Origin of the sequence: Streptomyces phytophilus (genome assembly GCF_013870535.1) — a bacterium.
In the GTDB taxonomy this organism is placed as follows: domain Bacteria; phylum Actinomycetota; class Actinomycetes; order Streptomycetales; family Streptomycetaceae; genus Streptomyces; species Streptomyces phytophilus.
This window is the reverse complement of sequence record NZ_JACBXC010000058.1, coordinates 1-13,886: the sequence shown is the minus strand read 5'-3', so window position 1 is coordinate 13,886 and position 13,886 is coordinate 1. Positions and strand designations below refer to the sequence as shown.

At 72.6% G+C, this 13,886-nt stretch carries 13 protein-coding genes and 1 pseudogene; 8 read left to right on the top strand and 6 right to left on the bottom strand.

Going from position 1 to position 13,886, the window contains the following annotated elements; genetic code table 11:
- Positions 1-584 precede the first annotated feature (584 nt).
- The 3 genes from H5J30_RS06115 (at position 585) to H5J30_RS06105 (ending at position 4,099) form a co-directional block, all read left to right on the top strand.
- Positions 585-2,201, top strand: coding sequence for an arylsulfotransferase family protein (locus H5J30_RS06115; protein WP_258563135.1), 1,617 nt, complete (start codon positions 585-587; stop codon positions 2,199-2,201).
- Positions 2,202-2,240: 39 nt separating this feature from the next.
- On the top strand, positions 2,241-3,293 hold the full coding sequence (locus H5J30_RS06110; RefSeq protein ID WP_181786130.1) for a type III polyketide synthase: 1,053 nt from the start codon (positions 2,241-2,243) through the stop codon (positions 3,291-3,293).
- A 68-nt stretch (positions 3,294-3,361) separates the two neighbouring features.
- A complete protein-coding gene (locus tag H5J30_RS06105) occupies positions 3,362-4,099 on the top strand; it encodes a sulfotransferase family protein (protein WP_181786129.1) in 738 nt (245 codons plus the stop codon).
- Between the two features lie 827 nt (positions 4,100-4,926).
- Here H5J30_RS06105 and H5J30_RS06100 read toward each other — a convergent pair.
- Positions 4,927-6,222, bottom strand: coding sequence for an MFS transporter (locus H5J30_RS06100; protein ID WP_220188583.1), 1,296 nt, complete (start codon positions 6,220-6,222; stop codon positions 4,927-4,929).
- 101 nt (positions 6,223-6,323) lie between these two features.
- Here H5J30_RS06100 and H5J30_RS06095 point away from each other — a divergent pair, with 101 nt between their 5' ends.
- Together H5J30_RS06095 and H5J30_RS06090 are read left to right on the top strand one after the other, a co-directional pair.
- A complete protein-coding gene (locus tag H5J30_RS06095) occupies positions 6,324-6,677 on the top strand; it encodes an ArsR/SmtB family transcription factor (RefSeq protein ID WP_309505445.1) in 354 nt (117 codons plus the stop codon).
- A 60-nt stretch (positions 6,678-6,737) separates the two neighbouring features.
- Complete coding sequence (locus H5J30_RS06090; protein WP_181786127.1) at positions 6,738-7,199, top strand: NUDIX hydrolase; 462 nt, start codon at positions 6,738-6,740, stop codon at positions 7,197-7,199.
- Between the two features lie 77 nt (positions 7,200-7,276).
- Here the strand turns inward: H5J30_RS06090 and H5J30_RS06085 are convergent, their stop codons facing one another.
- The 3 genes from H5J30_RS06085 to H5J30_RS06075 all read right to left on the bottom strand — a co-directional run bounded on the left by H5J30_RS06085 (position 7,277) and on the right by H5J30_RS06075 (position 9,249).
- Positions 7,277-8,110 (bottom strand): hypothetical protein, encoded by an 834-nt coding sequence (locus H5J30_RS06085; protein ID WP_309505444.1) that lies wholly within the window; start codon positions 8,108-8,110, stop codon positions 7,277-7,279.
- A 352-nt stretch (positions 8,111-8,462) separates the two neighbouring features.
- Positions 8,463-8,666: a hypothetical protein gene (locus tag H5J30_RS06080; protein WP_181786126.1), complete on the bottom strand. Its 204-nt coding sequence runs from the start codon at positions 8,664-8,666 to the stop codon at positions 8,463-8,465.
- A 94-nt stretch (positions 8,667-8,760) separates the two neighbouring features.
- Positions 8,761-9,249: an ATP-binding protein gene (locus tag H5J30_RS06075; protein WP_181786125.1), complete on the bottom strand. Its 489-nt coding sequence runs from the start codon at positions 9,247-9,249 to the stop codon at positions 8,761-8,763.
- A gap of 201 nt (positions 9,250-9,450) precedes the next feature.
- Here H5J30_RS06075 and H5J30_RS06070 point away from each other — a divergent pair, with 201 nt between their 5' ends.
- Together H5J30_RS06070 and H5J30_RS36470 are read left to right on the top strand one after the other, a co-directional pair.
- Positions 9,451-10,254, top strand: a complete 804-nt coding sequence (locus H5J30_RS06070; protein ID WP_181786124.1) for a helix-turn-helix domain-containing protein — start codon at positions 9,451-9,453, stop codon at positions 10,252-10,254.
- Positions 10,235-10,486: a DUF397 domain-containing protein gene (locus tag H5J30_RS36470; RefSeq protein WP_181786123.1), complete on the top strand. Its 252-nt coding sequence runs from the start codon at positions 10,235-10,237 to the stop codon at positions 10,484-10,486. The genes H5J30_RS06070 and H5J30_RS36470 overlap by 20 nt, the downstream gene beginning before the upstream one ends.
- Here H5J30_RS36470 and H5J30_RS06060 read toward each other — a convergent pair.
- Positions 10,483-10,845, bottom strand: a complete 363-nt coding sequence (locus H5J30_RS06060; RefSeq protein WP_181786122.1) for a hypothetical protein — start codon at positions 10,843-10,845, stop codon at positions 10,483-10,485. The genes H5J30_RS36470 and H5J30_RS06060 overlap by 4 nt on opposite strands.
- A gap of 268 nt (positions 10,846-11,113) precedes the next feature.
- On the opposite strand from H5J30_RS06060, the gene H5J30_RS06055 reads away from it, so the two are divergent.
- Entirely contained in the window at positions 11,114-13,207 is a 2,094-nt protein-coding gene (locus tag H5J30_RS06055) for a HelD family protein (RefSeq protein ID WP_181786121.1), read from the top strand.
- 58 nt (positions 13,208-13,265) lie between these two features.
- Here H5J30_RS06055 and H5J30_RS06050 read toward each other — a convergent pair.
- A pseudogene (locus H5J30_RS06050) lies at positions 13,266-13,886 on the bottom strand (serine/threonine protein kinase); the annotation flags it as partial.

The following is a 13,886-nucleotide window of genomic DNA, read 5'->3' as shown; positions in this document are numbered from 1 at the left end:
CGGCGGCGGCGCCACCCCCGTAGACGATCTGCTTGGTGTGGTCGTCGGGTCCCGCGACCGCCGCGGCCAGTACCGCGACGGCGGTCGCGGGCACGCTGACGAACAGGGCAGACAGGGGTGCGGGCAGTCGGGAACGCGAGGCCCGGGGCGGGGCTGCATCCTGGTGCGCGGTCATCGACGGGCTCCTCCGGGCAGGTGGCCTGTCCCAGGTCGGGTGTGTGCGCCGGGTTGAGCTACGTGCTCCCCGAGTGAGCGGCGTGCTCACGGGTGCTCAAGTCGCCGACACTATAGGGAGTTTCCTCACCACACCAGCACACCCAGAAGACCGTTTGCAGCACACCTGTGACAAGAGATGCCCGCCCTGAGCAGGGGCGGCATCGGGGGCCTTCCGGAGGTTCCGCCGCGGCGTCCAACTGCTCGACGGCACTGGTCAGCAAGCCCTTCCGGCGTCACCACGCTGTAACCGCGCGCTTGTTACAACGTTTGAGCAAGATCGCCGGTTCAGCGGCCCCGCGGCCCACCACGCCGCCGTACGACGGCCGGCCGGCGTTCCGGACCCTCCACCTCCGACAGGAGACCTTCGGATGACCCGTCCACACCTACCGCGTACGTACACCGCGATGGTGCTCTGCGGAGTAACGGCGGCCACGCTCACGGCGGCGGCCCCGGCCACCGCGGGCACCGCCGCCGCCGCTCCGGCTGCCCCGGGCACCGCCCGGGGCACTACGGCCGCCCCCGGCAGCGCCGCCGACCAGGCCGCCGCCGTCGACGGCGAGGCCCCACCCGGTCTCGACGTACTCAAGCGCGGCCAGGGCATGGCCCCCGGCCTGCTCTTCCTCACCCCGCAGGGCCGCCACGAGACACCCCGCGGCCCCCAGATCGTCGACGACCGCGGCCGCCCCGTCTGGTACCACCGGATCCCCGAGGGCTTCGTCGCCGCCGACTTCCAGGTCCAGGAGTACCGCGGCAAGAAGGTGCTCACCTGGTGGGAAGGCGAAAGCTCCCCCACCGGCACGGGCTCGGGCACCGGCTACATCGCCGACGAGAACTACGAGATCATCGCCACCGTCAGAACCCCGGACGCCGGCGAGCGCACCGACTTCCACGAGTTCCGCCTCACCCCCGACGGCACGGCCCTGATCCTCAGCTACCGCGACGAGCCGTACGACCTCACCCCCGTCGGCGGCCCCGAAGACGGTCAAGTCCTCGACTACGTCGTGCAGGAGATCGACATCGCCACCGGCGAAAAGGTCATGGACTGGCACAGCCTCGACCACATCCCGATCACCGACTCCGACCGCCGTTTCGACCCCGGCATGCCGGGCCCCTTTCCGTACATGCACCTCAACGCCGTCAGCCTCGACCACGACGGCAACCTCCTCTTCTCCGGCCGCGAGACCAGCTCCATCTACAAGGTCGACCGCGAGACCGGCGAGGTCCTCTGGCGGCTCGGCGGCAAGCGCAGCGACTTCCGCCTCGGCGCCGGTGCCCGCACGATCGGCCAGCACAACATCGAACCGGCCGGCGAGGACACGTACCGCGTCTTCGACAACCAGAACATGGGCAGCCCCGGCTACGAGTCGCGGGTCGCGTGGCTGCGTATCGACGAGGAGCGGATGACCGCGGAGCTGGTACGCCAGCAGGTCCACCCGGACCGGCTGACGACCGGCCTGGAGGGCAACAGCCAGGCGCTGCCCAACGGCAACACGTTCGTGAGCTGGGGCTCGCCGTCGGGCCGCATCTCCGAGTTCGCGCCCTCGGGCCGGCTCGTCTTCGACGGCGCGCTGCCGAAGGACATCAGTAGTTACAGGGGCTATCGCGCCCCTTGGAAGAGCACCCCCGACACCGCACCCGACGTCGAGGTGAACGACACGGTCACCGCGGTCGACGCCGTGTGGAACGGCGCCACCGAGGTCAAGGGCTGGCGTGTGCTCGGCGGCGAGACGGAGTCGGGGCTGCGGCCCGTAGCGCGTGCGGGGTGGAACGGGCTCGACACCGAGGTGCAACTGCCGCCCGAGGCGCGGGACATCGACTACGTGAAGGTCCAGGCGCTGGACGCGCGGGGGCGGGTCATCGGGTCCTCGGAGGTCGAGGCCGTCGAGGCCGTCGAGGCCGTCGAGGCCGTCGAGACCACCGGGGGTGCCGGGACCGCCGGGGCTGCCGGGGCCGCTGCCCAGTCCGACAAGGCCGCCCAGCACTGACAGAAGGCTGCCGACGCCTTGCAGAGTCAGGAGAACACCATGTCCGAAGCGCGGATCGTGACCGTCACGTTCCGATCCCCACCGCTGGTCAAGATGGAAGAGTTCGCCAACCTCGTCGCCGCCGACCCCGGAGGCGACACGGTCGCCCAGGTCATCCGGAACTCGGCGATCACCACCAAGGGCATGGCCGTCAACGCCCTGCTGGAAGACCCCCGCCGCTGGACCACGCGCCGGCGGATGGACCGCAGCCTCGCCGAAGCCCGCCGCCTCGGCCGCGACACCGTCACCGAGGCGCTCGCCGAGGCCGGCCTGCGCCCCGAGGACGTGGGGCTGTTCGCCACCGTCACCACCACGACCCACTCCGCCCCCGGCCTCGACGCCCTCGCCCCCGAACTGGGGCTGCGCCCCGACGTCGAGACCCTGTCGCTCGGCCCGATGGGCTGCTACGCGGCGGTGCCGGCGGTGTCCGCGTGCGCGCACTGGGTCGCGGCCAAGCGGCGCCCGGCGGTGCTGCTCGCGGTGGACCTCTTCTCGCCGCATGTGCAGCCACCGCCGTACGACAAGGAACAGGCCGTCGTCCTCACGCTGTTCGGCGACGGCGCGGCGGCGGTGGTGCTGCTGCCGCCGGAGGCGGACGGTGAGCCGGCGGCCCCGGGCGTGGACGTCGTCGACTCGGAACAGCTCACGGCGCCCGCGTACGCCGACGACCTGCAAGTCCACATGGGCGACAGCGGGTTGCGCATCAGGCTCAAGCCGTCGATGCCGGACGTCGTCGCCTCGTCCGTCGCGATACCCGCGCGGGCCCTCCTCTCCCGGCACCGGGTGCGCTGGGCCGACGTCGCGTGGTGGGCCGTCCACCCGGGCGGGCGGCGCATTCTCGACCGGGTGGACGAGGCACTGGGGCTGCCCGAGCAGTCGATGGCGGCGGCACGGGAAGTGATGCGGGAGTACGGCAACACCGCGGCCCCGGCAGTGCTGGGCGTACTGCGGCGGCTACAGGAGACGCAGCCGCTGGCGAAGGGGGAGCACGGGGTGGTGCTGGCCTGCGGGCCGGGCGCGACGGTCTGGGCGCTGCTGCTGCGGGGGACGTAGGGACGCGGCGCGCAGGCAGAGGTCAGGAGCAGCAGGAGAAGCAGGAGAAGCATCGGAAGGAGAAGGGAATGCTGGAAGTCATCGGCGCGGGAGTCGGCCGCACCGGAACGCTGTCGCTCAAGACGGCGCTGGAACGGCTGGGCTTCGGCCCGTGCCACCACATGCTGGGCCTCTTCGAGGACCCCGGGCAGATCCCGATGTGGCAGGCGGCGTCGCGCGGAGAGGCCGTGGACTGGCGGCAGGTGTTCGCGGAGTACCGCTCCACGGTGGACTGGCCGGGGGCGCGCTTCTGGCGGGAGATATCCGGGGCGTTCCCGGAGGCGAAGGTGGTGCTGACGGTACGGGACCCGGAGAGCTGGTACGCGAGCGCGGCGAGCAGCATCCACGCCGCGGCGGTGGCCCCGCCGCCGGAGGACGCGGACGAGGGGTTCCTGCGGCTGCGGGAGATGTCGCTGGAGGTGGTGTGGGACGGCGTGTTCGACGGCCGGTTCACCGACAAGGAGCACGCGCTGAAGGTCGTCGCGGAGCACGATGCGGCGGTACGGGAAGGGGTGGACGCGGGGCGGCTGCTGGTGTTCCGGGTGAGCGAGGGCTGGGAGCCGCTGTGCGAGTTCCTGGGGGTTCCGGTGCCGGATGAGGCGTTCCCGAGGAGTAATGAGCGGGGGCGGTTCATGGACGAGGTGAGGGAACGCAACGCGGCTGGGAGTGCCGCTGGGGACGGCAGCAGCCGGGACGGCAGCAGCGGGGACGGCAGCAGCGGGGACGGTGGCAGCGGGGACGGTGGCGGGGAAGACGCCGCTGGATGACGACTGGATGACGACGGACTGCGGGGCGCGGCGGGGGTGATACTCCTCCGGTCACCGACGCCGCCCCGTAGCAGTAGCAGTAGCAGTAGCCGTCGCCGTAGCCGTGCGGTAGGAGCCCGGGGGCACGACAGCCCCCGGGCTCTGTCGCGTTTGGGGCGGGGGCGGGGGCGGGGGCGGGGGCTGGGAGTGGGCGCGGGGCAGGGGAGCTTTCGGGCCTGCCGCGGCTGGGACCGGCTCGATACGCACGCGGGGCAGCCCGCGGCGGCACGGGCACCGGGCAGGTGGGGCCCTGGTCGGACGCCGGGATCGGCACCGAAGACCCCCGCGTCCGGCCACAGCCCTACACGTCCCCTCACGCCCACCCAAGGGTATGCGCCCGCTCTGACAACGCGCCCGGGTCAGCGGCGTTGGGGCTGGTCTGCTGTGGGGAGGGGGGCGAGTGCGGGGGCGGGTGCCGGCGAGGTGGGTCGGGGTGGGGGATGGTGCGTAGATGTAGTAGGAACTTTCCGTAGCCCCACCCGCCAAATCACCACAAACTACCCCACCTCGGTCGCGTTTTACGCTCCCGAAGCCGAACTTCGCCCCGCCACACGCACCCGACCCCCGGCCGACCGAGACGCGACGGCCCCGACTGCCGCCATGGCGTAGCTACCCGCAAGGACGAGGGGCCGGGACGGCAACTGCCCGGCCCGCTCCCGGGCATCGAGGAGGCGGGTGCTGCGGCGGACCGCCCGGGACGGCGCGGCACGCGGCGGCTGGTTTCGCCGCCGGCGTCGTACGAAGGGGAGTTGACGCCGGGCGGCTGGGGCGGTGACCGGGGCGCGTTGTCAGAGCGGGCGCGTACCCTTGGGCGGGTGTGAGGGGTTGTGGGGGTTGTGGGGGTTGTGGGGGTTGTGGGGGTTTGGGCGGCCCCTGGGTGGGGGTGAGGGGTTACGGGGGGTTGGGTGGGGCCTTGGGTGGGGGTTGTGGGGGACTGGAGGGTTGGTGGTCTCGGGGAATCTCGCGGTTGCCCATGCTGCCCCCAGCGCCACCGCCCCCGCGAACGGGAGCCACGCGCTCCCCGCCGCCTCCACGATCGCGCCTCCGGCCCCCGCCGCCACCGCCGTGCCCAGGTACAGCCCCGAGATGTTCAGTCCGATCGCCGTCATCGGCGCCTCCGGGGCCGCCTCGATGGTGCTCGCCTGTAGCGGCGGGTTCAGCGCCCACGCGAACACCGACCACACCGCGATCCCCGCCAGCACCGCCGCGAACGGCGCCCGTACCGCAAGCAGCACCCCCGCGCCCACCAGCGCCGCCGCGTGCCCGCCCAGTACCAGCAGCCGGCTCCGCCGTCCCCCGTAGCGGTCCGCGAGTCTGCCTCCCAGCAGCGCCGACGGCACTCCGACGACGCCGACCAGCAGCAGCACCAGCGGCAGGTCCTCGCTGTCCCCCCGGTGCCTCTCCAGCACCGCCCCCAAGTAGCTGTAGAACATCAACCCGCCCGCCCCCGACAGGAACACCGCCAGCACCAGTCGCAACACCCGCCCGTTACGCAGCGGCCCCAGCCGCTCCCCCAGCCCCACCGCCCGCGGCACCCCCGCCGACTCCGGCAACCCCCCGCCCAGCACCGCCAGGGCCCCCAGCGCCACCACCCCCACCAGCACGAACGTCGACCGCCACCCGAAGGCCGCCCCGACCCACGCCCCCACCGGCACCCCCGTGAACAGCGCCACCGTCAACCCCGCCGTCACCACCGACAGATACCGCCCCTGCCGCCCCGCCGGCGCCCCCTCCGCCGCCACCGCGAACGCCGTCGACGACACCACCGCCGCCGCCAGCCCCGCCACCGCCCGCAGCACCACCAGCACGCCGAACGTCGGCGCCACGGCAGCGGCGACGTTCGCGAGCATGAAGACCGCCAGGCCCGTCAGCATCACCCTGCGCCTCGGGTACGGGTCCAGCACCACCGCCAGCACCGGCGCACCCAGCGCGAAAGCCACCGCGAACACCGCGATCAACTGCCCCGCCGCCCCCGTGGAAACCCCCAGGTCGGCCGCCAGTTCGGGCAGCAGTCCGGCGATCACGAACTCGTCCGTCCCCAGCGCGAGCGTGGCGACGAACAGCCCGATCAACCAGCCGGGCACGCGTCGTATCCGAGCCATCCGAGTCATCCGAGTCATGGCTCACACATTATTCGAAGTTCGTCGAACATCGAACAAGAATGGCAGGATGCGATACTCGAAACGTGGCCGCCAAGGATGCACACCACCCCGACCTGGACGACGTGGCCCTCACCACCGTCCTGGCCGCGCTCGCCGATCCCCTCCGCCTCGGTCTCGTACGCCTCCTGTCCGACGGCGCCGAACGCCAGTGGGGCGAACTGGACGCCCCCGTCGCGAAGTCCACCCTCAGCCACCACCTCAAGGTCCTCAGGTCCTCCGGCATCACCCGGACCCGCGACGAAGGCACCCGCTGCTACGTCCACCTGCGGGCCGAGGAGTTGGAGAAGCGCTTCCCCGGGCTCCTGCGCAACCTGCTGGACGCCGAAGGCCACGGCGCCACCACCGTCGGCCTCAAGCAGCCGCGCCCGTCCGCCTAGCCTCCGGCCCGCCCGGACCCGCCTCCGCCCCGACCCCCGACCAGCGGAAAGAGTTCACAGATGTACGTCGTCAACGTCTGTGTCGCCCTACTGCGCGGCGAGCAGTGGCTCCTGATCGTCCGCCACCCCGACCTCGGTCACGCCGGCGGAACCCTCGCCGTACCCGGCGGCAAGGTGGAAACAACCGCCGGAGCAGCCCCCGGCGCCTCCGCCGACGACGTCCTGGAGGCCACCGCCCGGCGCGAGGTGGCCGAGGAGGTCGGCGTCGATCTCACGGGCGTCCCCCTGCACTACGCCGAGAGCGCCTTCTTCGTCTCCGACACCGGCAACCCCGTCGTCAACGTCCTCTTCGCCGCCCACCTGCCGGCCACCGCAGCCCCCTACCCCGCCGCACCCGCCGAGGTGTCCGAGGTCCTGTGGCGTACGCGGCCGGAGGTCGAGGCCGACGCGGGCTGCCCGCCCTGGACGGTGCAGAACATCCGCCGGGCAGCGGCGGCACTGGGGCGCGCCGCGCAGGGCTGACGCACCGCCGGTCACGTCCGCCGGGAGTCGGGGAACCGAGCGGGATCCTTCGCCGACGCGAACCGCGAACCGCGAACCTAGCCGAGCCACGCCCCGATCCCGTCCCACGCGAACTCCAGGTGCCGGGCATGGGACCTGTCCAGCTCGGCCCTCACGACCTCGTGCGCCCGGAGCATGCCGCGCAGTCCCCCCATCCGGTCCAGCTCGGCCCCGATCTCCCGCGTTCGCGGGTCCACTTCGCCTCCGGGCAGGAACCCGCGGCTGACGCCGATCGTGAACAGTTCGTCCAGGAGCCGGCCGGTACGGGCCTTCCTGCCCCCCGCCGCCTCGGCGTGGGGCCGGGGAAGCAGGCCGTGCTCCTCCCACATGGCCGCCCGGCCGCCGTGGGCGCCCGGCGAGCCGTAGCCGAGGATCGTCTGCCACCCGCCGCAGAAGTGGAGGCGGTCGGCGGTACGCCAGATCCGGTACCCCGAGAACACACCGTCGTAGACCGCGGAGACCTGGGCGCAGAAGGCATCCGCCAGCACGTCGACCGCGAAGTACTCGAAGCGCTCCCGGAGCACGTCGCGTTCGAGATTGACGCGGAGGATGCCGACGGCCTCCTCCTCCGTACCGCTCCACAGCCCTTTGCTGGACCACGCCCTCGCGACGCTCCGGAACTCGGCCGTGAGCCTGGGCCCGTCGATGACGGGCACCGCCGGGACCGCCCGGCCGACGACCGTCTCCAGCGCCTCCGCCGCACTGCCGGTCCGCGCCTCGCCGAACACCGCCCCCGTGGGCCGCGGCGGCGCCATCCCCAGGCGCTTCGCGGCCTCGACGCGCATGGCGTTGTCCGGGTCGCCGATGGCCGCGTAGACCTCGGTGAAGAGGTCGTCCGCGCTCATGCCCGTGACGGCCACGGCCCGGCTCACGGTCACCTGCTCCTTCGCGCAGTCGACACCCCGGCTGCTGCGGCACAGCCCCTCCGGCCCGTGCGGCAGGTGGAACACGTACCCGCCGGCCGCGAGCGACCCGCACGCCGCGCAATGCCGCAACCAGGCCGGATCATCGCCCTGGGCCACGGCCGCCCGCGCGGACGGCACGGATGGCTCCGGGAGGTCCGGGAGGTCCGAGGGGCCCGGGGGTTCTGAGGGCTCCGGGCGCTCCGGCGGCTCGGACTCGCGTCGTCTCCAGAAACGCACCGGCCCTCCGCTCCACCGCCGCAAGCACGCGGGCGCTCACCGTAGTCCCGCCGGTTCATCGGCGAAAGGCTCCGGCGCCCGCTCAGCGGTCCGCGTACTCCCCCAGGACGACCACCGAGACCATCGCGCCGCCGAAGGCGGTGACCGCCCGCCACGCCGTGTGCAGGTGGTTCCTCGTCGCACGCGCGGCCACCGTCGCGATGTGCGGGCTGTCGGGCTGCGGGGCATCGGTGGCCCGCCGGGTGTCTGCTGCCCCGCGAGGCGGGGCGATGGAAGCGCTGCTCATGTTTCCAGCGTGCCGCGGGTCACCTGCGGAAAACCTCGGCCCGCGGACGGAATCCCACCGCCCCGTTTCTACGACCCAGGGGCCAGCCGCACCCCTACGGAAGTCTCAGGGTTCCCCCGACTTCCTCCTCCGACGTCGGCCCCGGGCGCGGCCCCGGCTCCAGCGTCGCCCGTACGGTCTTGCCGACGAACTCGCGCGGGAACCACGACAGCTCCGCCCCCAGCCCCCGCGCCAGGAACAGCCCCCTCCCCCGCTCCTCCTCCGGCCCCGGCAGCGACGGGTCCAGCACCCGCGGCGGCAGCGTCGCCTGCGGATCCGACACGTCGATCACCAGCGAACCGTCCTCCCGTACGGCCAGCCGCACCCACACCCGCCGCCCGATCCGCCGCCCGTACTGGATCGCGTTCGTCACCAGCTCCGACACCACGACCGCCGCGTCCTGCGCGTCCCCGCCCCACCGCCACAGCGCCAACTGCCGCCGTACGTGCACCCGCACCAGCGGCACGGACCGGTAGCCCATCACGTACCCCATCGACCACTCGCGCGCCGTGCCCTCCGAACTGCACGCTCCATGCTCGGCCATCCACACCAACTCCAGAATTACAGTGACACTTTGGGATTTAAGGCTGTATCGTCGTAGCGCTCGGTTACGCTGCGTGGTGAAAGGCTTTCGGAGCGGAGTGGCCAAGAGCAAGGCCCGGCACGTGACAGACGTGACTTGAACTGGGAGGCAGACATGACCCCACGGAACGCCACCCACCGTGCGACCGGTACGACGGCCGAGATGTTCGGCGACGTGCTGAAGTACCTGCGCGAGGCAGCAGGCATGACGCAGGCGGAGCTGGCGAAGCAGATCCCCTGCGACCGGTCGTACGTCGCGAGGGTGGAGACGGGGACGAGCGTCCCGCCGGACACGTTCGCGGAGAAGTGCGACGAGGTGTTGGGTGGTAACGGACTGTTAGCGCGACTGTGGCTGAAGGTCGACTGGTACCCGGATGTCGCCCATCCGGATTGGTTCGAACGACGAGCACAGATGGACGCGGAGTGCGTGGCATTGCGGGCGTACCAGGAGCGAGTCATGCCGGGCCTGTTGCAAAGTGAGCCGTACGCGCGCGCCTTGTTCGCCCGGGTCACGCCCGATGAGGAGAAGGCCGCGGAGCGGGTACGAGCCAGGCTCAGCCGCCAACAGCGGTTCCTCTCGCCCGAGGGGCCGATGTACGTCGTCGTGCTCGACGAAAGTTGCCTCCGCAACGTCATCGGCGGGCCGGGGGTCATGCGCGAGCAGTGCGCGCACCTGCTCGCTGCCGGCCAGCGGACCAACATCCAGGTCCAAGTGGCGCCCGCCGACCGCCCCGAACTCGTCCGGCCCAACACCTCAATGTCGCTGATCACCCTGCCCGACGACCACAGGTGCGTCTACTCGGAGTCTCTCGACCGCGGGCACTTCGGCGAGGATCCGGCGGTCTACGAACGACACTTGCGCACCTATGATTTGCTCAGGGCTGACGCTCTGTCGGCTCGCGAATCCGCCGCTCTGATCGGTGAGTTCATGGAGGGATACCGGCAGCATGGCCATGACGTGGCGTAAGAGCAGCTACAGCGGAGACAATGGCGGCGACTGCATCGAGGTGGCCGCCGACTGGCGCAAGAGCAGCTACAGCGGCGACAACGGCGGCAACTGTGTGGAGGTGGCCACCACCCCCACCACCGTCCCCGTGCGCGACTCGAAAGACCCCGACGGCCCCCAACTGGCCTTCAGTCCCGCCGCGTGGGACGACTTCGTCGCCGCCGTCAAGCGTGAGGAGTTCCCCGGCCGCTAGTTGTCCGCCGTCGAGCAGAAGCCCCCGGGCGACGGGGTCAGCCAGCGCAGGGTGTACGCGACCGGCGGCTCGTAGGTGCCGCCGGGGGCGACGCCGGTGTTGTACGTGCCGGTGAGGCAGTACGGGATGCTCGTGCTGTTGACGACCGACACCAGGCGCACGGGCGGGTCGAAGTCGTACGGGCTGCCCTCCGGTACGAGGGTGACGATGCCGCCGCCCTGCTCGACGCAGACGTACCCCTTGGCGCACAGGGGCGCTGCCGCCGGGTCGGCGCCGGCCGGGGCGGCGGTGGCGGTACCGGCCAGGGCTGCGGTCAGGGTGAGGGCGGCCAGGGTGGCGGATAAGCGGGTTCTTCGCATGGGGCGGGCTCCTTCGGGTTCGTAGAGTCGCGCACTCTTGTCGGCGTACAGACAACTGCGGCCGGGGGTCGGGCGCCAGCGCAGTACCGGCCATTCGCCTCCGGCGGAGAAATTGGTTGGACCCGCCCGCGCCCCGCGCGTAAGCTCGCGCGTCTGCCCCCGCCTCCTCGGCTGTTTTCGCGCGCCGGGAGTGCCGCCTGCCGGTCGGAAACCGGCGGCCTACGCCACGCCCGTGACCGTACCGCCAGCGCCGGAGGCTCGTACCACCATGTCCGCCCCTCTCTCCGACCCCGTGCCCGGTGCCACCCCCGGCCCGACTCCGCCCGCGCCCCTCGTCCGCGAGCGCGCCCACCTGGCCGCGTCCCGCAGCGCGCTGCGTGCCATGCGGGCCGACGCCGAGGCGCTGGACATCGCCGACGTGACCGCGAACTGGGTCAACGCCGAGGTGCTCCAGTCCGAGATCGACCAGCGGATCAAGGCGCTCGCCGACCTCGCCGACACCCCGCTCTTCTTCGGGCGCCTCGACTACTCGTACGCACCCGGGGCGGAGAAGGCCGAAGGGGACCCCGGCGAGAGCTTCTACATCGGGCGGCGGCACGTGCACGACGCCGACGGCGATCCGATGGTGATCGACTGGCGGGCGCCGGTGTCGCAGCCGTTCTACCGGGCGTCGAAGAAGGACCCGATGGATGTGGCGCTCCGCCGCCGGTTCGGGTACGACCGCGGGGAGATCACGGCGTACGAGGACGAGCACCTGACCGACCCGTCCGAGGCGGCGAAGTCGAGCGCCCTGCTGCAACGGGAGATCGAGCGCCCGCGCGTCGGGCCGATGCGGGACATCGTGGCGACGATCCAGCCGGAGCAGGACGAGATCGTGCGGGCGGAGATCGGCGGGACGGTGTGCGTGCAGGGGGCGCCGGGGACGGGGAAGACGGCGGTGGGGCTGCACCGGGTGGCGTATCTGCTGTATGCGCACCGGGAGCGGCTGGCGCGTACGGGGACGCTGGTGATCGGGCCGAACGACTCGTTCCTGCGGTACATCGAGCAGGTGCTGCCGACGCTGGGCGAGCTGGACGTGAAGCAGGCGACGGTGGCGGAGCTGGTGGCGCACGTGGAGGTGCGGGGGGCCGACCCGGCGCCGGTGGCGCGGCTCAAGGGCGACGCGCGGATGGCGGAGGTGCTGCGGCGGGCGGTGCGGTCCGGGGTGACGATGCCGGTGGAGCCGGTGGTGGTGGTGCGCGGGTCGCGGCGGTGGCGGGTGCCCGCGTACGAGGTGGAGGAGCTGGTCCGGGAGCTGCTGGAGCGCGACATCCGCTACAGCTCGGCGCGGGAGGCGCTGCCGCAGCGGATCGCGCACGCGGTGCTCGTACGGATGGAGCGTGCCGGGGAGGCGCCGGACGACCGGGTGCAGGACGCGGTGGCGCGGAACGCGGCGGTCAAGGCGGCGGTGAAGGTGATCTGGCCGGCGGTGGACCCGGTGAAGCTGGTGCTGCGGCTGCTCTCGGACGCCGACTTCCTGGCCGCGCACGCGGAGGGGCTTCTCGACGCGGACGAGCAGCGGCTGCTGCTGTGGGAGAAGGCGCCGCGGGGGGTGCGCTCGGCGCGGTGGTCGGCGGCGGACGCGGTGCTGATCGACGAGGCGCGGGACGTGGTGGAGCGGACGCCGTCGCTGGGGCACGTGGTGCTGGACGAGGCGCAGGACCTGTCGCCCATGCAGTACCGGGCGGTGGGGCGGCGGTGCTCGACGGGGTCGGCGACGGTGCTGGGGGACATCGCGCAGGGGACGACGCCGTGGGCGACGGAGAGCTGGGGGGTGGCGCTCCGGCACCTGGGGAAGCCGGAGGCAGTGGTCGAGGAGCTGACGCAGGGGTTCCGGGTGCCGCGGCAGGTCATCGCGTACGCGTCGCGGCTGCTGCCGTCGATCGCGCCGGGGCTCGCGGAGGCCACGTCGATCAGGGAGTCGCCGGGGGACCTGGCGGTGCGGGCGGTGCCGGGGGCTTCGCTGGACGGTGCGGTGGCGGCGGCGTGCGGGTCGGTGCTGCGGGACCGGGAGGGCTCGGTGGGGCTGATCGCGGCGGACGGGCGGGTGGCCGCCGTGGGGGCGGCGCTGGCGGCGGCGGGGCTGTCGTTCCTGTCACCGGGCGAGGAGACGACGTCGCAGGCGCGGCTGACGCTGGTCCCGGCGTCGCTGGCGAAGGGCCTGGAGTACGACTACGTCGTACTGGACGACCCGGCGGCGATCGTCGCGGCGGAGCCCGACGCGCGTACGGGGCTGCGGCGGCTCTACGTCTGCCTGACGCGGGCGGTGTCGGGGCTGACGGTGCTGCACGCCGAGCCGCTGCCGGCGGAGCTGGCGGCGTGACGGCGCCGTAGCCCGGCTGTACGGAGCGGCGCACACGCCGCGGCCGTGCCGCGTGCGGTCAACGCGCCATCGTGCGGTCGGTGATCTTGCCGTCGAAGGTCGCGGTGAGCATCGCGCTGCCGACCTCGCCGGTCGCGTACACCACGATCTCCTCGCCGTCGGAATCCGCGTCCACACTGATGTGGGTGACCTTCGCCGGCTCCCGCAGCTCCAGCTCGGTCTCCGCCACCTTGATCAGCCGGGGCAGCGCATCCCAGTTGACGTCGGCGACGTCGAACGATGTGTGGCCGTTCATCAGCCCCACGCTCTGCCCTTTGACTCCCTTGCCGTCCCGGTAGTCGAAGGCGTCGTACACCTCGCCGTCCGCCGACACCGCGTAGATGTCGGCGTTATCCGGATACAGGGTGCAGGTGATGGCCTTCGTCGTGCCCATGGCCTTGTCCATGGCGCGCACGACTTTGCGCGCGCCGGCGGGGGTGTGCAGGTTCTCCTTCTTCGGCTCCTCGGAGGGTGAGGAGGTGGAGGGGCCGGGGGTGGACGCCCCGGGGCCGTTGCCGGTGGCGCCGGGCGACTTGTCGTCGTCGAGGAGGTCAGGGAGGACGGTCCAGCCGGCCACGGCGAGGACGAGGACGGCGAGCGTCGAGGGGACGACGCGCCAGCGCCGGGAGCGGGGGGCGGC